We start from the raw sequence: 19,530 nt of genomic DNA, 5'->3' as shown, positions 1-19,530 counted from the left end.
ATGGACCTGGACGAAGCCTTGTCGCAGGCGATGACGGAGAACCAGCTGGATCCCGTCTACCGTGGGACCATCCGCACGTTGCTCGGTCGCAAGGACGACTTCTGGCGGCGTTGCTGCGGCAGTAACTGCGAGCCCTGTGCGACGACGCTGGCGCGCGTCGTCGATCGCGTGCGTCAGCTCACTGCCGACTGACGCTTTGCCAAAAGGCGTCGTCGAGCTCGGTGTCCAGCCCGTGCAGCTGGCTTCGGACGCTGGCGAGCTTCTTCCTCACGATCGCATCTCTTGCCGTCAGTTTCGCCAGGCGAGCGGGCTCCGCCATGGCAAAGGCGAACACCTCGGCCTTGTCCTCTTCCAGGGCGGAGCGAGCGTAGCCGGTCACGAAGCCGGGCCCGCCGCTGCCGAACACGGCCGTCTTGCCGTCCCGGGCGAAGCGCCCCCCGGAGCCGTACACGAACCAGTGATCGTTGAGCTTTTCCCAGGCCGGATCGCGACTGACCTGATCGTCGTCCGCGTAGTCCGCGAAGTGGAAGACCTCGTGGTGCACGAGACGTCGCAGAAAGGGCGTGGGGGCGCTCACGTCCAGGAGCAGCGTGCGGTGGAAGTTCGGTAGCGATGGGATCACGGCGCCGCCTTCCGTGAGCCCAGTGCACAGCAGCACGCGGGAGAAGCGACTTTTGCCCAGGAACGTCCGGGGATAGCGCTCGAGCTCCGTGACGAGCAGCAGCGACGCGCGTTCCAGATCCGCGCGGGCCGCGGGTTTCCCGGCGACCGTGCCGTTCGCCAGCGGCAGCGCGAAGTCGCGCTGGGCCGAGAGCAGCTCCACGCCGCGCGTCGCCGAGAGTCGTTTCCGCGCCGGACCGACATCCAGCGGAAGCCAGCCTTGCTCGAGCATCTCGTCGCGGGCTCTCTCGTCCGCTTCGTGGGCGAGGGCGGCCTGGGCGGACTTCTCGTCGACCATGTTCTCCGCTACCCAACCCACTATCGGCGTGAGCATCAGACCGAGGGCGACGGTCCAGGTCATGAACCCGGGAGCTCCGGAGCGAAAGCGCTCTCGGCGTCGACCGAGGTGGATCACGCGAAGTCGCACCCGTGGATGGTAACAGCGGTCCATCCGAGCAGGGGTTTTGGGGGATTTCCCCCGGTTTTTTGGGTCGAAACGCCAGCGCGTGGGACAACGCCACCATGGCCCGAGCAGCGTGGATGGTGCTTTCGATCTTGGCTCTGGGCTGCGCCCGAGAAGCCGTGCCGCCGGGGGCCCCGCGAATGCTGGTGGCCGCTCCGGGGTATGCGTGGCCGCCGACCACGTCGACGGGCAGGCCGCCGAGCGACACGTGGACCGTTGCCCGAGGTCCCGACAAGCCCCCGGCGGAGCTGCCCGCACCACGGTCCCAGGCGCGCGTCACGTTGCCGCTGCCCAAGCTGGCTCCCGCCACGCTTCCACCGGCGGGAGCGCAGTGCCTCGCTCGACTCACGGAGCTCGGGGTCGCCTACGAGAGCGTGGACCACTTGCGAGGAGTGAGCACCCCCGTGGTGGTGAAGAGTGACATCGGCGGACTGCATTTCGTCGCCGGAGCCGGCTTGCCCCTCGAGCTCGACTGTCGCTTCGCGGTGGCATTGGCCGAGGTCGCGCCCATCCTGACGCACCTGGGGGTCACGGCGCTGCGCTTCTCCGGCGCCTACGTGTACCGCCAGAGCCGCGTGGGCAAGCTCAGCCTGCATGCCAATGGTCTCGCCATCGACGTGCACGCAATGAAGGTGGCGAGCGGCTGGGTCGAGGTGAAGAAGGACTTTTCCCGAGGGCTCTCGGACGGCTGCGCCGTGGACGCCCCCGTGCTCAATCGCGTGGCCTGCGAGCTGAAGCGCACCGGGCGCTTCAAGGAGCTCTTGACCCCCGACTACAACGCGGACCATCACGACCACATCCATCTGGCCATCGCGCGCACAGGGGAAGAGCCGGATCTCAATTCAATCTGATGTCGGCGACGTCTTCTCCGAAGTGGCCCATGCGCTGAACCTTCACGCGATCGTTCGCGATGGAGTACACCAGGTCGTCCAGGAACAGGCTGCGCTTGACCTGTGATGTGGCGTTGGACCACCAGGTGCTGCAGTCCGCCCCCTGGGTTCCGTGATCGATGCCGCCGAGCCGCTTGAAGCCCTTGGCAACGCTCACGTCGTAGACCAACAGGCCGCCGAAGGTGAGCTCGTTGCCGTTCATCCCGTCTCCGCCGCCCTCGCAGATGGTCATGGGCACCGCGAGCAGGCCCTTGTCGGCGAGGTAGTTGAACGCCAGGTGGTTGGTGATGGCTTCCGAGCTCGAGCCGCGGGTTCCGATCTTCTCCTTGTGTAGGAGCTTGGGCTCGGTCGGGTTCTTCACGTCGAACAGCTGCAGGATCACGCCGTCGAAGTAGGCGAAGCTGTCGTGGTCTTCGGCGTCGAAGCCGATGGACAACAGGTGCTCCGGATCGATGCGGTGTAGATAGGTGGAAAACCCCGGGATCTTCAGCTCTCCTAGGATCTTGGGGCGCGCGGGGTCGTACAGGTCCATCACGAACAGCGGGTCCGTCTTCTTGAAGGTGACGACGTAGGCGCGGTCGCCATCGAAACGCACGGCGCGGATGTCCTCACCGGGGGCGATCTTGGGGATCGCGCCGACGCGTGCCAGGTTGCCGCCCTCGGCTTCGGCCAGAACGGACACCACGCTCTCGGCCTTGGGATCCGGTACGTGGCCCTTGGTGGTGGCGATGCGCAGGTAGCCGTACCACTCGTCCATGGAGAACTGATTGAGCACGTGACCGGGAACCACGCCGGAGCCCACGTAGCGCGTGTCCTCCGGCGCGCCGCCGATGCGAAACTTGTGGATCTCGCTGACCTCGTTCTCGGCGTCGTAGAAGGAGTACCAGCGGTCCGTGCGGCGGTGGCCCACGGAAAAGTAGAGCGCGTCCGTGGAAGCGAACACCGCGCCCGGGCGGCTCTGAATCGTCGCCGTGGTCGGCGTATCGCTCTTGGTGACGTCGAAGGACACCAGCGTGGTGAACGCCTCGCCGTCGCTGAACGCCGTGCGCAGGAGCCCGCGGCAGAGCTTCTGCTCGTTGCCGGACTCCTTCAGGGTCGGCAACCCGAAGTGCCGGGCGCGAATGCGCTTCTCGTTTTCGCGTTTCAGCGCCGCGAACTTGGCGCGCACGTACTTCTCCTGCGTGCCGCAGGTAGCGAGCCCGGATGGCCAGGTGGAATAGCTGGCGCGCGGAGTGTCGCCGTCGGCGACGACGGTGTGGACCGTGTGGCCAATCTTGCGCGCGGCGATCAGGGAGCCGGATAGCTCGATGCTACGCAGGAGCTTCGGCTTGGCGCGACTGGATATGTCGAATACGGAAATCTCGGTGGCGCTGCCGTCGCCCGCGAACTGGCAATCGTAGCCATAGGTGCAGCGCCGGGCGGGGGCCGCACTGGACGAAAAGACCACCGCACGATCGCCGTCGACGAACAGCTCCCGGGTGTGTCCGCGAAGGCGTGTGACGGACACGACGCGCGGCTTCATCGCTTCCACGATGCGCAGCGCGCCGTTCATGGCGAAGTACACCCAGCGCCCGTCGGTCTTGACGATGTCGGCTTCGTCCACGCCGGAGACCTGGTTGTTCGTGCGTGACACGGACCGAGCGCTCACGACCTTGTGGGATCCGTGGAGGCGCCCGAACCCGCCGCCCCCGGAGCCCACACCACTGAGCCCGAGGCTGCCGTAGCCGATGGCGGAGCCCACCTGTCCCCACTGGGCCCGCATCTTTGCTTCGTAGCGGTACTGCTCCCAGCAACCCGGTTGCTGCTTGCTCCAGCGCTGGAAGGACGCGTCCACGTCCTGCTTCATCTTGGCCACCAGCGCGTCCGTTCGCTTCTTCTCGATGATCTTCACGTCCTCGCAGCTGGACTCCACCAGCCGCGCCTCGGACAGCGTGGCCACCGATGGCTCTCCGAGCATCGGCGCGCTGACCTTGGGCGGCGGTGGGCGCTCCGCCACCGGCTTGGGCGTCGGGGGATTCACCTGCTTTTCCTGAGGCTTTGCCGGGCCGGCCGGCTTTTCCGTGGAGCTGATGCGAGGGGGCGCGCCGGGAGCGCAGCTCACCAGCACGGAGAGGGCGATAAGACCGAGGGCTCGCGCATTCACCCCCCCTCTGACCACACCGAGCCGAAAAGGTTCCTCATCCGAGCAGGCGGCCGATGGCGAAGGTGGCGGCTCCCGCCGCGCTTCCGATGGCGAGCATCCGCGCGCCGCCGTACAGCGCGCTCCTTCCCGTGAACAGGCTCAGCGCTGCGCCCACGGAGAACAACGCCAGCGCCGCCAGCGCGACCGCGGCGCCCAGGGCCACCCATCCCGAGGCGAGCGCGAACGGCATCAGGGGCAAGGCGGCGCCGATGGCGAACGCCGCGAAGGACGACTGCGCCGCACCGAGCGGCGATCCGAGGGAGCTCGGATCCAGCCCGAGCTCTTCTCTAGCCAAGGTGTCGAGAGCGCGCGCGGGATCTGCCGTGATGCGCTGGGCGAGCTCCCGAGCGTCGTCCTTCGGTAAGCCGCGGGCGGCGTAGATGAGGGCCAGCTCCTCGGCTTCCTCTTCCGGGTACTCCGCGAGCTCTTCGCGCTCGAGACCGATCTGGTACTCGTACAGCTCGCGCTGCGAGCGCACCGACACGTACTCTCCGGCCGCCATGCTGAAGGCGCCGGCCAGAAGCCCCGCCACTCCGGACAGCAGGATGACGTGGTTGCCGGCATTGGCTCCCGCCACCCCCAGGATCAACGCGGTGTTCGAGACCAGGCCGTCGTTCACGCCGAACACGGCTGCTCGCAGGTTGCCCCCGCCCACCATGGCATGGCGCTTCTCGCTGCCCACTACCTCCGAGGGCTTCTCGTGGCCGTGGTCGTAGGCCGAAAGACCGCGCACCTTCATGGCCGCCAGCGCCGGGCGCAGCGCCGGCACGCCGAAGCGTCGAACCAGCCGCGCGACCAGGCGAGCGCGTAGGCTCGGCGAGACCTCTGGAATCCGTGACAGGTGCGTCGCCCACACCTCCGCTTGCTCTTCGGCCGCGTCGGCCAGCTTGCGGAACAGCTCTTCCCGTGGCGTGCCGCGTTCCACCTCGGCCAGCACGCCGTACAAGAAGCTGGATTCCTTCTCCGACGCGTAGCCTTCGAGCGCCCGGTCCATGCCCGGGCAGTCTACTCAGTATTCGTCCGACTGTTCGGCGTCGTCGACGCTCACGTGCTCCGCACCGGCCGGAGACAAAAGACGCCGGCCCATCAGCAGCGCCGCCACCCCCGAGACGAAGGACCCCGCCAGGATGGCGAGCTTTGCCACACCCAGATGCCCCGCGTCGCCGAAGGCCAAGCCGGAGATGAAGATCGCCATGGTGAAGCCGATTCCGGCCGCCAAGCCCACGACGAAAATGCCTTTCAAGTCCACGCCACGGGGCAGCGCTGCGACGCCGAGCTTGGTGCCGAGCCAACAGGCTCCCAGCACGCCGATGGGCTTGCCCAGGAGCAGTCCCAAGAACACGCCCAGGGCGACGACGTTGGCCGAGGGATAGCCGAAATCCACGCCGTGGAGGTTCACGCCGGCGTTCGCCAAGGCGAACAGCGGCATGATCCCGAAGGCCACCCAGGGATGCAAAAGTGTGGTGAGGCGCGTGACCGGCGCCAGCGCCTCGCGCTGCGCGGTCTCGATGCGCGAGAGGGGAATGACGAGATCCGTCGCTGGCGCGTGCTCGCGCTCTCGGCGCGTGAAGTCCTCGATCGCGCGTCGTGCTACCGAAGAGAAACCACGCGCGCCATACCAAGGCCGAACCGGCGTGAGCAGGCCGACCACCACCCCCGCTACCGTCGGGTGGACGCCACTCTTGTACACGCCGTACCAGACCACGATCGCCGGAGGCACGTAGGCCAAGGCACGCCGCACGCCGAGGCGTCGCATGGCCACGATCAGCCCGATGCCGCCCACCGCGACCGCCAGGCTCAGCGCTTGGAAGCCCGTCGGGAAGAACACGGCGATCACCACGATGGCGCCGATGTCGTCCACGATCGCCAGAGCCAAGAGCAGCACTCTGAGCCCGGGTGCCACGCGCTTGCCGAGCAACGCGAAGATGCCCACGGCGAAGGCGATGTCGGTGGCCATCGGCGTGCCCCAGCCGCGGCTCACCGGCGTGCCGTGGGCGAACCCGGCGTAGATGATCGCCGGAGCGATCATGCCGCCCAGCGCCGCGATCACGGGCAGGGCCGCGCGACGCACCTCGCTCAGCTCTCCCTCGTGGATTTCGCGCCGGATCTCCATGCCGGCGACGAAGAAGAAGAGCACCATGAGGACGTCGTTGATCCAGAAATGCAGCGGGTGGGCGAACGACAGCGAGCCGAGCTGAAAGCCGATGGGCGTGTGCCACACGTGCTCGTAGCTCTGGTGCCAGGGGCCGTTGGCCCACACCAGCGCGCCGGCGGCCGCCAAGAGCAGCACCACGCCGCTGGCCGCTTCCACGTGGAGGAAGTGGCTCAGGGGGCGGCCCACGCGGCGCGCCATGCGGTGCGCCGAGGCCCAGGTGTCCGGGGGAACGCTGGGCGGCCCGCTGGGCCGGAAGGAGATGAGCTCGCCGATCGCCATTTGGATGGAAAGACCGGTCGCTACCCGAAACCCTTGAACGGATCTCCGAGATGGCCTCGCTTTGACGGCGGATCAGGGCATAACCTGCCCCCATGGCGAGCGACGAGCACCCGTTCATCCCGTACCGAACCGAACGGCTCGAGCCCGAGGAGATGCTGACGCGGGGCCAAGCGTTCTTCGCAGAAATGAACCAGCGGCGGAGCTGCCGCTTCTTCTCCGAGGAGCCCGTGCCGCGGGCGGCCATCGAGCTGGCGATCCAGGCGGCCTCCACCGCGCCCAGCGGCGCGCACCGCCAGCCTTGGCGTTTCGTGGCAATCAGTGATGCCAACACCAAGCGCCGCATTCGCATCGCCGCCGAGGAAGAGGAGCGGATCTCCTACGAAGGCGGCCGCATGCCGCCGGAGTGGCGCGAGGCGTTGGCTCCTCTGGGCACCGATTGGCACAAGCCGTATCTCGAGACCGTGCCGTGGCTCGTGGTGGTGTTCGAGGAGACCTTCGGCCAGCTTCCGGACGGCGCCCGCCGCAAGAACTACTACGTGAAGGAGAGCGTCGGCATCGCCTGCGGACTGTTCATCGCGGCACTGCACCGCATGGGGCTCGCCACGCTGACCCACACCCCGAGCCCCATGGGCTTCTTGTCCGAAATCCTGGGCCGGCCGGCGAACGAGAAGCCCTTCATCTTGTTTCCCGTGGGTTACCCAGCCGCGGACGCGAAGGTGCCGGATCTCCGGCGCAAGCAGCTGAGCGAGGTCGCCCTCTTCGTGTGACGATCGTCGCTACGACCAAGGCCGCCCGCGTGGTAGGAGCGAGGCATGAGCGCGACTCGAGTGGGCTCGGCGATGACGGCGTTTCCTCATTCGATCGACGTCAACGAGGACGTGGTCACCGCCCAGGTAATGATGGACGAGCACGACTGTCACCATCTTCCGGTCACCTCCGAAGGTGCCGTGGTGGGCGTGATCACGGATCGCGACATCCAGGTGGCCGCGGCCCTTGCCAGCGGGGAACCCCCGGCGACGCGCGTGCGCGAGGTGTGTCACATGCCTGCCTTCGTGGTCGATGCCGACGCGCCCCTGGGCCGCACCGTGGCCGAGATGGGTGAGCGTCGCATTTCCAGCGCGGTGGTCACCCGCGGCGGCGAGCTGGTCGGCATCCTCACCGCCACGGACGTGTGCCGGTTGTTCGCGCAAAAGCTCGGCGCTTAGAGCGGGTCTCAAAACCGGACCGAGCCGGACTTCTTCCCCCGAGGCTGTTGGTTCGGCGCGGAAACAGCTCGCGCGGGCCGGCGTCGGCGGCGAATGCTATAGGATGAGCGAGGTCATGACGAGCAGCGCACCTCGCCGCCACTACACGTTTGCAGACTCGACGTTGACGAGCTCTATACGGTGGCGGGGGTGAACGCGACGTGAGTGACGCTTCACTTCCTGCCTGTCCGTAGCGTGAAGTCCGAGGATCGCGCTCCCGGCACGGGAGCGCGGTGCCAGCCGCGTGCTGCTGCCATCGAAAGGGCACGTCGCAGCCCTTGCGCCCGGGAGTAGGGTAGTGATTGCAAGCGGTTGTGGCGCGGGCTGACTTTCTCGTCGCGCACCGATGAGTTCGTCCGCCGCCGGCGGTCTGACGCTTGACTCCAACCAAAGGAAAGCGATGACCATCTCCAAAGCGACTCCCTATCTGATCGTGGGCGGCCAGTCCGAGCGGGCGATTGCCCTGTACCAGGCCGCCTTCCGCGCCGAGGTGAAGAGCCTTCAGCGCTTCGGCGACGTGAATGGAAGCTGCCCGGAGGCACAGAAACAGCGCGTGATGCACGCCGAGCTGACTCTGGGCGGCGCCACGCTCATGTTGAGCGACGGCGATGGCGAGACGCCTTCACCCGGCGGTGTCGTGAGCATCGCTCTGAACCTCGACGATCCGGCGCAGGCCCACGAGAGCTTCGAGGTGCTGGCCAAGAGCGGCAAGACGATCCAGCCCTTGTTCGACGCGCCCTGGGGCGCGCTGTTCGGCGTGGTGGTGGACGAGCTCGGCGTGAGCTGGATGTTCAACTGCGCGAAGTCGTAGCGAGCCAGGATCGCAGGAACGGATCCCACGGCGCGGTCGTGCGCGCTTTCAGCGCCTTTGCCACCACCGTTCGCGAGTGAGGCATCAGCGCGGAGAGCGCGCGCCCCGCGCGGGCGGTGTGCGTGGGATGACGGGGTGGGTCGTCGAAGTCGCGGATGGCCGACACGGCCTCGCTCGCGGCGGCCTTGGGATCCGCTGACAGCTCGAGGACCTCCCAGCGGCTCAGCAGATCCACGGGGTCGCAGCTCGACAGGTCGTCGAGATCCAGGCTCTCCACCACGCGCGCAGCGGCAGGCGCGGGGAGGGATGCCAAGACTTCTCGCACCAGTGCGTCGGCGCCGGGGTAGAGCAGCACGCAGACTCGGTCCTCGAGCTCCGTCAGCTCTTCTTCCGAGGGCTTCTTGGGGTTCACGGCTTGGCACCAGAGCCACAGGCCCGTGGCGCCTTCGGGTCGCTCGGCGTCGGCGCGTTTCCGCGCCGCGGCCGCGACGCTCTTGTCCTTGGCGGTGGCCTTGGTGAGGGCGTGGTGAAGGATACGTTGATCGAAGCCGGGGCCGACCAGATCCCGCGGAGGGAAGCTGAGCGCTTCCGCCAGGGACAAGAGCGCCTTGGTCGACAGCCCCGCCACGGCCGCGACGAAGGCGCTCTCGGGCACCTCGCTGCGCACCACGCCGTGCGCCCACACGTACAGCGGCCAACGCACCTGCTTGCCGCGCACCACGCCCGGGAGGGCCTTGCGATAGGCGTCGGCGGGAGACTTCCCGAGGTAGCTCTCGGCAGCTCTGGCGAAGGATGACGTCATGCCATCCAACGGACTGATGGGCACGCCGCGTGCGATGACCGCTTCGTGGGGCGTAGAGGTGAAAGGATCCGTGTTGGCCAGCAGAGCGACGAACGCGCGTTGGGACTCGCTCAACCGCTCGGGTCGCGCGCCTCGCAGGGTGACGTCCTCCCGCGAGAACAGCGCTTCGGCGAGCAGCACCAGCGTGTCTTCGTCCACCGCCTGGGGAGCACGCGCGAGGAGTCGGGCCAAGCGGGCGTGGTCCGCGGCGGCAGAGCGCGCCAGGATGGCGAAGCAGAACGCGACCAGGCCGCTGCCTCGGAGCGCCTGGGGGAGCATACGCGTGTCCTTCTCCGGCGCCGCGAGCTTCTTCAGCTTTTCGAGCTGACCCATCAAGGTCGACCACGCTGCTGCGCCGTCTTCGTGGAGTAGTCGCGCGCTCGCCAGCAGCAGCGCGGCGGCGCCTTTCGGCTTTCCGACAAGGGCGCGGTCGTCCAGCGCCACACCCCAGTACCGGGCCTGCTTCACCAGCGCCAACGCCGCGAGGGCGGCGAGGGCGGGAACCGTATCTTCGAGGGCGGGGAGCAGGAGGGCGGCGGACTTCGGGGGCGCGAGGCACAAGACGCCCAGCGCCGCGCCGCGCACCGCGGGATCGCGATCCGAGAGCGCCGCCGCGACTTCCTTCGAGTGGGCCTCCACCGCGAGGTAGGCGAGGGTGTTCGTTTCTCCGACGCGATGCCAGCCGTCACCGTCGTGCACCGGCACGAGATGCGCCGCGCAGGCGGCGCCGGGCTCCGACGCGGCGAGCCAGGACAGAAGCTCCAAGAGCGCCAGACGATCCTCGCTGTTCGACCGACCGAGGCGCGCCGCAAGCTCCGGGATCACGAAGACCGCGGCTTCGCTGCGATCGCCGTCTTCGACGAGCAAGAGCGAAAGCTCCGAGAGCGCGGCCCGCCGTTTCTGTTTCGACGAGGACGAGAGCGCCGCGAGCAGCTCCGGGACGTCTTCGGCCGTGCCCAAAGTCGTCTCGAGCTTCGACCAATTCGGTTTCTTCGCCGCCATGGCGGCGAGTCGTAGCCGCGCCGCCCCGACAAACAAAAACAAATGTCAGTCGTGGACGATGAACGTGGTGGCCGGCTCTTCGCTGGGGCGCCAGCGCACGCCGTGCCAGCCCGGGGGTAGCTCCGGCTCGGTGAACTCGAACAGCCACTTGCCGTCGATGGGAGAGACGTTCACGCAGCCGGCGCTCATGCGGTTGCCCCAGTTGTCGTGCCAGTAGGCGCCGTGCAGCGCGTGGGGGCCGCTGAAGTTCTGCGTCCAGGGTACGTCGGAGTGGATGTACTCGTGGGGGGCGACCATGGTCGCGGTGGCGAACTTGCCGGTGATCTTGAAGCTGCCGGTGGGCGTGGAGGCGGTTTCCAGGGGTGTCTTGCCGCGCACGGGGGTGCCGCCGCGACCGGGGGAGATCATGGTGGCGTACACGGGCTTCGTGCCTTCGAAGGCGACCAGCCAGCCCTTCCACACGCTCGCCTCGATCCAGGTGCGACGGCCGGCGGGGGCGTCCTTGGTGTCGGCTCCTCCCACGGGAGCGCCCCAGGGCGTGGTGCTCGACGGCTCCGGCACGACGGCTTCTTTCTTCTTCACCCAGCGGCCGCCGTCGCGGGTCTCCAGGTAGGTTTCGCCGTCTTTGTCTTCGCTCTTGCCGGTGAGCTGCACGTAGCTCAGGCGCAGGAACTTGTCGCCCGCGGGCACGAAGCTGCCGTCGGCCTTGCGCTCGAATTTGTCGCGGTCTTCCCCGCGGAAGAACGCCAAGGGCAGCTGCACGCCCTTTCCGAGCTCCACCCCGTGGAAGGTGACCTTGGGGTAGACCATCACGCGATCTTTCGGCGCCCACATCATGTCTGCCGAGAGCAGCCAGTCGCGACCTTCGGCGTGAGTCTGAGCGATCCACGCCACGGTGGAGGTGGGCAGCAGGCGATTGCGGGGCTCGCGGGCGGTGCCCGGAAGCTCGCCGAGCTCGATGGGCGTGCTCGGGGCCGGTGTGAGATCCACGCCCTCGAGGGACGCATCCCGAGGCTTGCCTTCGAGGGCCGCCTGCACCTCTTTCATGTGGTCGACGAGATCCCACTCGCGGCGGCGCTGCTCCTCCGGCGTGGGGATCGTCTTGTAGCGGATGAGACCGCGGGACTCGCCGTAGTCATGGGGCCACGCGGTGTCGAGGCGTGGAGCGTACTTGGCGAGCACCTGGTACGCGGGGTCCTTGGGATCCAAGGTGGCACGCTCACCGTCGGCGCACACGTAGCCGCGGGGCTCGATGGCCACCCACTTGCTGCAGCCCGGGCCCACCACCGGCTCGGCCTGCTTGAGCTTCACCGAGGCGCCGGACCACAGATAGCCGATCCAGCCCTCGGAGCCAGGCTGTGGGTGTACCCAGGCGAAGCGGCTCTTCACGTACAGCCGCGGGCCGTCGTCCTTGGGTTTGTCGGGAGCCGCGGGAGCCACGCTGGCCACCGGGGCGGCGCTGGTTTCGGTGACCGGCGCTTCGGCGCTGGGCGCCGGCTTCGGCGCGGTGTTCTCCTTGCTGGCGCACGCCGGAAGAGCGGCGACGGCGAGGACGATCACACCTGAAACTGCGACCCGCACGGTCCCTTCCTCCTAAACCAGGGGAGAAAGCCGTGCAATGTTCGTCCATATTCAGCCCATGGCGAGCCCGCCCCAGAGCGAAGCCGAGCTTTTGTCCCGAGCCCGGGCCCTGGCCGGCGTGACCCTGGGCGAGCTCTCGACCCGACTGGGGCTGAGCGCGCCGCCAGATCTCCGGCGGGCCAAGGGCTTCGTGGGGCAAGTGGTGGAGGCGGCGCTGGGCGCGACGGCCGGGTCTCGGGCACAGCCGGACTTCGCGGAGATCGGCGTGGAGCTCAAGACCCTGCCGGTGGACCGTCGGGGGCGTCCCGCGGAGTCGACCTTCGTGTGCACCATCGACCTGGGCGAGGTGGGCGACGTGGAGTGGGAGCACTCCTGGGTGCGACGAAAATTGTCGCGCGTGCTGTGGGTCCCGGTGGAAGGAGAGCGCAGCATCCCTCCCGCAGAGCGCCACTTGGGGGAACCGCTCTTGTGGAGCCCGGACGCGGACGAAGAAGCCGCCCTGCGCTTCGATTGGGACGAGCTGTCGGGGCTCATCGGCCGCGGGGACGTGGAGAGCATCACCGGGCAGATGGGGCAAGTGATGCAAGTGCGCCCCAAGGCGGCCAACAGCCGCTCCCGCCGCCGGGGTTTCGATGCGGACGGCGCGCCCTTCGCGGCGCTGCCGCGCGGGTTCTACCTACGCGCGACCTTCACCGCCCGCATCCTCGAGAAGCACTACCGGCTGCCTACTTCTTCTTGATGCCGCCCTTGGGGCGGTCCTTGGGCACCAGGTCTTCGTTCTTCCAGTAGGTGTCGGCCTTCTTGCTCTCCTTGCCGGTGAAGCCGACGATCTCGAGCTCGCCTTCGATGGCCGCGGCGTCCTCCGGCACCACGTCTTTCGGGATGCACGAGAAGTTCAAGAACGCCTTCTCCCCGGCCTTCATCGGCCCGGCGAAGATGTCCCCGCCGCAGGTGAGGCTCTTCTGCTTCTTGTCGTCCACCGTGACCTCGAGCTGCTTGCCCTTCTTGTCGTAGAAGTAGACGACGATGCGTCCGTACATGATCTCGAGCTCGGAATTGTTGATCACGCGGAAGGTCGGACCCTTCTCGGCGATCTTGCCGTTCCAGGTCACCTCCATCATGCGCGACGTGCCCTTCGCCACGCACGGGTCGTCGAAGGTGCCCTTGCCCTCCGAATCCTTGGGGCAATCCCAGGACGGCTTCTTGGCTTCCGGCGGCTTGGGCTTGGGCGTGGGCGTGGGCGCCGGCGGTGGCGGCTTTTGAGCCGTGGCGGGCTTGTCGGTTTCCTTCGGCGGCTCGTCACACGCGGTGAGGGCGAGGGCGAGGGCGAGCGTGGGAATGCTGATGCGAGTGCTGAACATGGAGCCTCCGTCCGCGGTTTGCCGCGTCACGATAGCAAAAGCGCAGGGGAGATTTCCAACGCTGCTCCGGATTCGGGGTAAGGTTCGAACGTTGGCGAACATCGGGTATATCCAGGTCGTCCGGCACTGCAATCACTTCTGCGGGTTCTGCTCCAACCCCAGCACGCCGTACGTCCACACCTTCGAATCCATGAAGGTGCTGGTGGATGACTTCGTTCGCCGCGAGTACTTCGGCGTCATCTTGACGGGGGGGGAGCCCTCGCTGCATCCGGAGCTGCCGCGCATCACGGAGTACGCGCGGGAGCAGGGGCTCCACGTGCGGATGATCACCAACGGTTCGCGCATGGCGGACGACGCCTTCGCCAAGACCATGGCGGACGCGGGTCTCGAGCTGGTGCACGTGAGCGTGTACTCCGTGCGCCCGGAGGTGGAGGCCCAGCTGCGCGGGATGGAGGGCACGCTCGAGAGCGCCTTTGGCGCCATGGACGCGGCCCATTGCCATGGCATCGACGTCAACGTGAACTGCGTGATCAATCGACTGAACGCGGATCACCTGGACGAGAACATCCAGCACTACCTCACCCATCACCCGTACATTCGTCACTTCGTGTGGAACAACCTGGACCCATCCATGGGTCGGGCGGAGGTGAACCAGGCGGAATTCATCATGCGCCTCACGGACTTCGAGGCGTCGCTCCACCGCGCCCTCACGTTGCTGTACCGCTCCGGGCGCAGCTTCCGCGTGGAGCGCGTGCCGCTCTGCTACATGACGGAGTTTTCCTGGGCCAGCACGGAGACGCGGAAGATCATCAAGGGCGAGGAGCGCATCGTGCACTTCCTCGACCAGAAGCAGACGGTGCGGCAGACGAACTGGGAGCACATCTACTCCGAGGCGTGCAATCAGTGCTCGCTGCGCACCATCTGCGGTGGGCTCTTCGATCGCGGAGACGCCTTCGATCCGGCGGAGCTCTCGCCGGTGTTCGTGTCGCGGGACGCCATCGTCGACAAGGTGCTGCGGGATCCGACGGACCCGAGCATGGAGTTCAAGTCTGTGTCCGAATGGAAGGCGGACTTCGACGCGCGCTGTCGCGAGACGCTGGCGGGGGAGCACGAGCCGCGTCCGGAGCATCCGCCTCAGGTGGAGGGTGCGCCGGCCGTGGGGCTGGTCACGGAGCAGAGCATCAAGCGCTACGCCGCGCGCCGCGAGGCCGAAGGGCGCCGCGCCGACCGCTTGGGCATTCAGCTGGAACGCGACGAAGCCGGAAAGGGCTGAGACCCGCTAACAGCCCAACTTCGCTTCGAGTGCGTCAGCGCGCTTGGCCAGCGCCTCAATCCGCTCATCGCGTCTCGAGCTGGTCGAACCGCTTCAAGATTTCCTTCAGCCCGAACCAATAGTGGCAGATCCAGCGGCGACGGCCGAGTCGCTCCGCGCGCCCCGGTCGTGTATCGTGGTGCGCCATGGCGGAGGACGCCGCGAAGGAAGCGACCGACGAGCCACCGGAAGCCGCAGAGGCAGAGCCGCCGAGGGTGGACGCGACCGACGAGCCAGCGGTGGCACAAGCGGCCACGGCCGAGCCGCCGGACGCCGACGCTCCGAGCGAGCAAGCGCCCGCGGTCGTCGAGGCCGAGGACATCCGCCCGCCGCCGAGCGCCGCGCGTTCGAGCGTACCGCCGCCTGCCGCGCAGGAGCCGGATCGCTCGGCGGAGGCGTCCGCGACGCGCAAGTTCCTGGAGACGAACGCTTCGCCCGTCTTGTGGTGGCGGCGCGTGTATTCTTGGCTCTACGTCTGCCACCTGAAGGAAGACGCCGCCCACGGTGACGCCTTCTCGCCGGCCATCCTCACCGCCGCCAAGGCCCTCGGCTTTCGCCCGGTGGCAATTCTACGGGAAGGCGTGTTTCCGGGAATCACCAGTGCGGAGCAGTGGATCGGTCCCGACGGCTACGTGTGTCTGGAAGGCAACCGCGCTCTCAGGAAGGTCTTTCTCAGCACGTACTTCGAGGACGCCACCGCAGTGAGCACCTGGCCGCCGGGGATGGTGTCGGGTCGCGCCCGCACTGGCGGCAACAAGGTGACCTTGCGCGGCAGCGGCAACCTGGAGAAGGACTACGCCGAGCATCTAGCGACGGTGAAGGAGCTCGCGGCGCGGGACGGCAAGCGCCCGCTGCGCCGCGGTGATCCGTGGCTCATGAAGCGCGTCGCCGAGTTCTACGTGAGGCACGGCGTGGGCCCCGCCATCGTCGCGCTGTCGCTCGTGAACCTGGCGCTCTTGGTGGCAATGGTGGCACTCGTCGCCTGGTTCCTGCTCGCCTGAGTCATTGCCGCGGCTTCTTCGGTCGCGCCTTGGCGCTCCGGCGCGGGATCGCGCGTGCCTTGGCGACCGCGGTTTCGAAGCCCTTTTCGATCTCGTCGTCGCCAGCGAGCTCGGCGAGCTGCTGCACGTGGGCACGCACTCGCGCGACGTCAATGTCTGGATGCAGCGCCAGCAGCGCATGAATGTCGTCCAGATCCTTCGGTCGTGCCGCGATGGCCTTGAACACGACCAGCGCCTCCGGTGTTGCCATGGGCGCCTGGGTACGTCCGAATTTCGCTTCTGTACGGGCGTCCAACGCTTCCTTCTCGAACCCGGACCACGCGAGCGAGATATCCAGGTCGACGCCGCTCGGCGTGTGACGCACGAGGTTCCGTTCGGCAAAGCGCAGCGGGTCCTCGATACGCGAGACGATTCCGTGGTGCGCCAAGAGCGCGAGTAGGGCGCGCATCTCGACAGCGTCACCGCGGACGACGGCGTCGATGTCCGTCGTCAACCGGCGAACACCGCGGGCGATGACCGCAATCCCGCCAATCACCATCCACGGAGCAGCCGACGCGTGCAGTGCGCCGACGAGCGCCGACAGGGCGTCCTCGATGCGCCCCCGCGCGTTAGCGCGCCGCGCGGGCATGCCTCTGGATGCGCGCCCAGCGGCGGCGCACCTCTTGGACCGCGCGTTCGCTGACCTCGTCGCGTGGACCTGGCCAAAGATCCATCTCCGCGAGCGCGTCGAGCGCGTCGAGCGCCTCGGCGACGGCCTGCTCCGGCCGTGGGCCTTCGGCACGCGCCAGCTCGAGCTTGCGCGCCGCGGCCGCCTGCTGGCCGCGCCTCAGCTTCCGGATGTTCGCGCGCTCGTCCATGCCTCGCAGCATAACTCCCGCTCGCGAGGGGCACTCGAACGCGAGGCTCCCTTCCTTCGAGGGTTCCCCCAGAGATAGAAATACCCAATGATTTCTTGGGTGTTGGTCCGCCGCTGCCACACCCCTTTGCGAACCAGCCTACCAAGTGGTAGGTAAACGCCGAACGTCCGGTAGGTACCCATGCAAGCCATCGAGCCCAAGAGCGACATGCGTCGCGAGATCGTAAGCGCGGCCACACGGCTGTTTGCGGCTCAGGGCTACGACGGCACCGCGCTGCAAGAGATCGCGGACGCCGTCGGCATCAAGAAGCCGAGCTTGCTTTATCACTTCGCGAGCAAGGAAGCGCTGCGTCAGGCGGTGCTCGACGACGTGCTCGCGCGCTGGAACGACACGCTGCCCAAGGTGCTGCTCGCGGCCACCGCGGGGGAGGGACAGTTCGACGCGGTGACGGCGGAGATCGTCTCCTTCTTTTCGGAGGATCCGGATCGCGGGCGGCTACTGATTCGCGAGGCCCTCGATCGACCGGACGACATGCGCGAGCGCCTGAAGAAGCACGTGAAGCCGGTGGTCGTGAACTTGTCGCGCTATCTCGAGAGCGGGCAGGGGCGCGGCGACCTGTGGCCGGAGCTGGATCCCGAGGCGTACCTGTTCCAGGCCATCGTGCTGTTCGTGTGCGGGGTGACGCTGTCGGAGAGCTTCAGCCCGCTGATGCCGGCGAGCTCCGAGCGCGGCGCTCCGCAGAAGCGTCTGGAGCGGGAGCTCTTGCGCATGGCCAAGGCGGCGATGTTCACAGGCCAGGCTCGAAGCAGCGTGGTCTCGGGGGATGAAGTGTCGAGGGGGCTGTTCGGGGAAGCGACGAAAGACTGAGGTGACGAAAATGGCGAACTTCGTGAAGGACAACGAGGACCTGGGCTACTACCTGGACCGCGGGATCGACTGGGATTCCCTGCTCGAGATCAACGAGACCCGCTTTGGCGAAGGCGCCGCGTTCTCGGATCCGGAGGAAGCCAAGCAGGTCTACCGCGACATGCTGGAGATGATGGGGGAGTTCGCCGCGGACGAGGTAGCGCCCCACTCCCTGGCCATCGACGAAGTGGGCGTGCACCTGAAGGACGGCGAGGTGGTGCAGCCGGACGCGATGAACCACGTCATGGAGCGCATCCGCGAGCTCGAAATCCACGGCATGTGTCTGCCGCGGGAGCTGGGCGGTATGAACGCGCCGTTCTTGATGTACCTGATCAACACCGAGGTGCTGGCCCGGGCGGACGTGAGCGTGATGGCACACCATGGGTTTCACGGTGGCATGGCGCTGGCGATGCTGCTCTTGAGCATTCGCGAAGGCACCACCGAGATCGATCCCGAGACGCACGAGATTTCCAAGACGCGCTTCGCCGAGTACATCGAGGAGATCCGTCAGGGCAACGCCTGGGGGTGCATGGACATCACCGAGCCCGACGCCGGCAGCGACATGGCGGCGCTGAAGGCCGTGGGCGAGCAGGACGAAGACGGCAACTGGTTCGTGACGGGGCAGAAGATCTTCATCACCTCCGGACACGGCAAGTACCACTTCGTGATCGCCCGCACGGAGAAGGCCGGCGATCCGAACGATCCGATGGCGGGGCTCTCGGGCCTGTCCATGTTCCTGGTGCCCACCTACGAAGAAGACGCGGACGGCAATCGCAAGCGCATCGTCACCGTGGATCGGGTGGAAGAGAAGATGGGGCACCACGGCTCCGCCACCGCGGCGCTCACCTTCGATCGCGCTCCGGCGCACTTGGTGGGCCAGCGCGGCGAGGGCTTCAAGTACATGCTGGTGCTGATGAACAACGCTCGCCTGTCCGTCGGCTTCGAGAGCATCGGCCTGTGCGAGGCGGCCCATCGCATTGCCACGGCCTACGCAGCGGAGCGGCGCAGCATGGGCAAGCCCATCGAGCGTCACGAGATGATCGCGGACTACCTGGAAGAGATGCAGACGGACATCCAGGCGCTGCGGGCGATGGCCATGCACGGCGGCTTCCACGAGGAGATGGCACAGAAGCTGACGCTGCGGGGGCTCGCCTCGAACACCGGTGATCTGTCTCGCGATCGCGCCATCAGGCGGCACCAGGCGGAAGCACGGCGAGTGACTCCGCTCTTGAAGTACCTGGCCAGCGAGCGCGCCGTGGAAATGGGGCGCCGCGCGGTGCAGATCCTGGGTGGCGCCGGATACATGCGCGAGTACGGCGCGGAGAAGCTGGTGCGCGACGCGATGGTGATGCCCATCTACGAGGGCACCAGTCAGATCCAGGCGCTGATGGCGATGAAGGACACCCTGGGCGGCATCATGAAGAACCCCCGCGGCTTCGTGAAGCGCATGGCGCAGACGCGCTGGCGCTGGCTCTCGTCGCGGGATCCGCTGGAGCGCCGTGTGGCGCGCATCCAGATGCTGTCCCTCGGCGCGCAGCAGCACCTGCTCCGCCGCACGGCGGGCGCCAAGGTGCGCGGCCTGTCCGGCAAGCCGCTTTCCGAGTGGCCCACGGCGTTCTTCAAGAACTGGGATCCCAAGCGCGACTTCGCGGTGGCCATGCTGCACGCGGAGCGCCTCACGCAGCTCCTGGCCGACGAGCTGGTGTGCGAGATCTTGCTGGGCCAGGCGAAGAGGCATCCGGAACGCGCGGACGTGCTCGAGCGCTATCTGGAGCGCGCCGAGCCCCGCAGCCGCTACCTGTACGATTCGATCACGAGCACGGGTGGCCGACTCCTGTCGCGCCTCTCCGCCGCGGAGGACGAAGCCGAGCGCGCCGCGGGATAGCGGCGTCCGCGGCGCGACGGGGTTCGCGCCGGACCAACAATAGTCGAGCAAGGATCTGGCGGGGCGTGGGCAGCGTCGCCCAGCCGGCGAGATGGGCGTA

General features: G+C 67.6%; 19 protein-coding genes. 10 read left to right on the top strand and 9 right to left on the bottom strand.

All coding sequences use genetic code 11. From position 1 onward, the window contains the following. Nucleotides 1-192 (top strand): hypothetical protein, encoded by a 192-nt coding sequence (locus H6717_16180; protein MCB9578565.1) that lies wholly within the window; start codon nucleotides 1-3, stop codon nucleotides 190-192. Here H6717_16180 and H6717_16175 read toward each other — a convergent pair. Then, nucleotides 179-1,087, bottom strand: coding sequence for a hypothetical protein (locus H6717_16175; protein ID MCB9578564.1), 909 nt, complete (start codon nucleotides 1,085-1,087; stop codon nucleotides 179-181). The genes H6717_16180 and H6717_16175 overlap by 14 nt on opposite strands. 95 nt (nucleotides 1,088-1,182) lie before the next feature. Between H6717_16175 and H6717_16170 the strand changes: the two genes are divergently transcribed. Continuing rightward, nucleotides 1,183-1,974, top strand: a complete 792-nt coding sequence (locus H6717_16170) for an extensin family protein (protein MCB9578563.1) — start codon at nucleotides 1,183-1,185, stop codon at nucleotides 1,972-1,974. Here H6717_16170 and H6717_16165 read toward each other — a convergent pair. Genes H6717_16165 through nhaA form a run of 3 tightly spaced genes read right to left on the bottom strand, consistent with a single transcriptional unit; the run spans nucleotide 1,961 to nucleotide 6,629 of the window. Next, nucleotides 1,961-4,156 (bottom strand): beta-propeller domain-containing protein, encoded by a 2,196-nt coding sequence (locus tag H6717_16165; protein MCB9578562.1) that lies wholly within the window; start codon nucleotides 4,154-4,156, stop codon nucleotides 1,961-1,963. The genes H6717_16170 and H6717_16165 overlap by 14 nt on opposite strands. Before the next feature lie 34 nt (nucleotides 4,157-4,190). After that, nucleotides 4,191-5,189 (bottom strand): VIT1/CCC1 transporter family protein, encoded by a 999-nt coding sequence (locus H6717_16160; protein MCB9578561.1) that lies wholly within the window; start codon nucleotides 5,187-5,189, stop codon nucleotides 4,191-4,193. Between the two features lie 15 nt (nucleotides 5,190-5,204). Then, nucleotides 5,205-6,629: a Na+/H+ antiporter NhaA gene (gene nhaA / locus H6717_16155; protein MCB9578560.1), complete on the bottom strand. Its 1,425-nt coding sequence runs from the start codon at nucleotides 6,627-6,629 to the stop codon at nucleotides 5,205-5,207. Between the two features lie 92 nt (nucleotides 6,630-6,721). Here nhaA and H6717_16150 point away from each other — a divergent pair, with 92 nt between their 5' ends. The 3 genes from H6717_16150 (at nucleotide 6,722) to H6717_16140 (ending at nucleotide 8,684) form a co-directional block, all read left to right on the top strand. Then, nucleotides 6,722-7,396 (top strand): nitroreductase family protein, encoded by a 675-nt coding sequence (locus tag H6717_16150; GenBank protein ID MCB9578559.1) that lies wholly within the window; start codon nucleotides 6,722-6,724, stop codon nucleotides 7,394-7,396. A 45-nt stretch (nucleotides 7,397-7,441) separates the two neighbouring features. Continuing rightward, nucleotides 7,442-7,834: a CBS domain-containing protein gene (locus H6717_16145; GenBank protein MCB9578558.1), complete on the top strand. Its 393-nt coding sequence runs from the start codon at nucleotides 7,442-7,444 to the stop codon at nucleotides 7,832-7,834. Nucleotides 7,835-8,273: 439 nt separating this feature from the next. Next, a complete protein-coding gene (locus H6717_16140) occupies nucleotides 8,274-8,684 on the top strand; it encodes a VOC family protein (protein MCB9578557.1) in 411 nt (136 codons plus the stop codon). On the opposite strand, the gene H6717_16135 is transcribed toward H6717_16140, so the two are convergent. After that, a complete protein-coding gene (locus H6717_16135) occupies nucleotides 8,665-10,527 on the bottom strand; it encodes a hypothetical protein (GenBank protein MCB9578556.1) in 1,863 nt (620 codons plus the stop codon). The genes H6717_16140 and H6717_16135 overlap by 20 nt on opposite strands. Nucleotides 10,528-10,572: 45 nt before the next feature. Then, entirely contained in the window at nucleotides 10,573-12,108 is a 1,536-nt protein-coding gene (locus H6717_16130; GenBank protein MCB9578555.1) for a L,D-transpeptidase, read from the bottom strand. A gap of 58 nt (nucleotides 12,109-12,166) precedes the next feature. Between H6717_16130 and mutH the strand changes: the two genes are divergently transcribed. Then, a complete protein-coding gene (gene mutH, locus H6717_16125) occupies nucleotides 12,167-12,847 on the top strand; it encodes a DNA mismatch repair endonuclease MutH (GenBank protein MCB9578554.1) in 681 nt (226 codons plus the stop codon). Here mutH and H6717_16120 read toward each other — a convergent pair. Next, on the bottom strand, nucleotides 12,834-13,469 hold the full coding sequence (locus H6717_16120) for a hypothetical protein (protein ID MCB9578553.1): 636 nt from the start codon (nucleotides 13,467-13,469) through the stop codon (nucleotides 12,834-12,836). The genes mutH and H6717_16120 overlap by 14 nt on opposite strands. A gap of 91 nt (nucleotides 13,470-13,560) precedes the next feature. Between H6717_16120 and H6717_16115 the strand changes: the two genes are divergently transcribed. Further along, nucleotides 13,561-14,742: a radical SAM protein gene (locus H6717_16115; GenBank protein ID MCB9578552.1), complete on the top strand. Its 1,182-nt coding sequence runs from the start codon at nucleotides 13,561-13,563 to the stop codon at nucleotides 14,740-14,742. Between the two features lie 185 nt (nucleotides 14,743-14,927). After that, nucleotides 14,928-15,782 carry a hypothetical protein gene (locus H6717_16110; GenBank protein ID MCB9578551.1) on the top strand — a complete coding sequence of 285 codons (855 nt, stop codon included), beginning with the start codon at nucleotides 14,928-14,930 and terminating at the stop codon, nucleotides 15,780-15,782. A 1-nt stretch (nucleotide 15,783) separates the two neighbouring features. On the opposite strand, the gene H6717_16105 is transcribed toward H6717_16110, so the two are convergent. After that, nucleotides 15,784-16,410, bottom strand: a complete 627-nt coding sequence (locus H6717_16105) for a hypothetical protein (protein MCB9578550.1) — start codon at nucleotides 16,408-16,410, stop codon at nucleotides 15,784-15,786. Next, nucleotides 16,391-16,639: a hypothetical protein gene (locus H6717_16100; GenBank protein ID MCB9578549.1), complete on the bottom strand. Its 249-nt coding sequence runs from the start codon at nucleotides 16,637-16,639 to the stop codon at nucleotides 16,391-16,393. Before H6717_16100 ends, H6717_16105 begins: the two co-directional genes overlap by 20 nt. Nucleotides 16,640-16,819: 180 nt before the next feature. Between H6717_16100 and H6717_16095 the strand changes: the two genes are divergently transcribed. Together H6717_16095 and H6717_16090 are read left to right on the top strand one after the other, a co-directional pair. Continuing rightward, nucleotides 16,820-17,506, top strand: a complete 687-nt coding sequence (locus tag H6717_16095; GenBank protein ID MCB9578548.1) for a TetR/AcrR family transcriptional regulator — start codon at nucleotides 16,820-16,822, stop codon at nucleotides 17,504-17,506. A gap of 1 nt (nucleotide 17,507) precedes the next feature. Beyond that, a complete protein-coding gene (locus tag H6717_16090; GenBank protein ID MCB9578547.1) occupies nucleotides 17,508-19,430 on the top strand; it encodes an acyl-CoA dehydrogenase family protein in 1,923 nt (640 codons plus the stop codon). Nucleotides 19,431-19,530: the final 100 nt, after the last annotated feature.

Source organism: Polyangiaceae bacterium, assembly GCA_020633235.1.
Lineage (GTDB): Bacteria > Myxococcota_A > Polyangia > Polyangiales > Polyangiaceae > JACKEA01.
Note: the sequence above shows the minus strand (reverse complement) of the source record. Positions and strands in the feature narration are given on the sequence as shown.